This window comes from Microcystis sp. M49636_WE2, from assembly GCF_030065375.1.
GTDB classification, from domain to species: Bacteria; Cyanobacteriota; Cyanobacteriia; order Cyanobacteriales; family Microcystaceae; genus Microcystis; species Microcystis aeruginosa_C.
This window is the reverse complement of record NZ_JASJFG010000023.1, coordinates 1-1,107: the sequence shown is the minus strand read 5'-3', so window position 1 is coordinate 1,107 and position 1,107 is coordinate 1. Positions and strand designations below refer to the sequence as shown.

The following is a 1,107-nucleotide window of genomic DNA, read 5'->3' as shown; positions in this document are numbered from 1 at the left end:
CTATCAAGAATTTTTTCCCGAACAAAAAAACCTCTCCCATCTAGCTGATACAGTCAGACAGTTTTTTTGCCTCGATACTCCCCTGTGGATCGTCGAAGGACAACAAACGGCGATCGCTTGTCTCTGGATGGGGAGCGCCGTCGATCAGGTGACAGGCGATCGCTATGGTCATATTTTTCTAATTTACGTCGATCCCCAGCATCGTCGCCAAGGTATCGCCAGCGCACTAATCGATCGAGCTAAGGATTGGGCAAAAAGTCGCGGACAAACCCGCATCGGTTTACAAGTCTTCATCAATAACGACAATGCTCTCACTCTCTACCAAAATCTCGGCTTTCAAACTCGCTCTTTGCTGATGTTGAAAAATATTTAGAAACTGTTATCAGTCAGGAGATAGGAGTCAGGAGACAGGAGGCAGCTTTACTCTCCCCACTCCCCCACTCCCCCACTTCCCCAATTCATAATTCATAATTTATAATTTATAATTCCCACACCCCACACCCCACACCCCACTTCCCCAATTCATAATTCATAATTTATAATTTATAATTTATAATTCCCACACCCCACTCCCCACACCCCACACCCCAGACATACCCCTAGAGATGGCACTGTCAGCATTAATTATTCCTGATCGAGCGACAAAGGGTAAAATTTGGGAAACACTGCAATATACTGGCAGTCATCGTGGGTAAAAACACGCTATTTTATTAACCGATTACTAACCGCGCTTTAGGAGTCAGCAGTTTTCATGGATTCCGTGACAACCCTCCAATGTCAAAACCTAACCTGTCTATCCCCGAACGCTCTCACTAATAGATTCTGTGAAAAATGCGGCACTCCTTTAGTTAAGCGCTATTTATGGATGATCGGTGATTGGGTGAGAAGCTATTATCGTGTTGGCGAGCTAATTGATGATCGTTATTTGGTCAAACAACCACAAATTGTTCTTGATACTAAACCCGCTCAAGCACCCCAAGCGCCGGACGAACCTCCTAGCTGGATTTCCCTCTACCTAAAATTGTTACCCTTCCATCTCCACATTCCCCAAGTCTATGGCTATATTCCCAGTCCCGATGAACGCTTAAATATGGACATCTGGCTGTT

1 protein-coding gene and 1 pseudogene are annotated in these 1,107 nt (G+C 45.0%); both read left to right on the top strand.

Features of this window, described 5'->3' with window-relative positions; all coding sequences use genetic code 11:
- On the top strand, positions 1–373 hold a 373-nt coding region (locus PX484_RS00465), incomplete at its 5' end, for a GNAT family N-acetyltransferase (RefSeq protein WP_288102644.1).
- A 378-nt stretch (positions 374–751) separates the two neighbouring features.
- Positions 752–1,107: pseudogene (locus tag PX484_RS00460) on the top strand (zinc ribbon domain-containing protein); the annotation flags it as partial.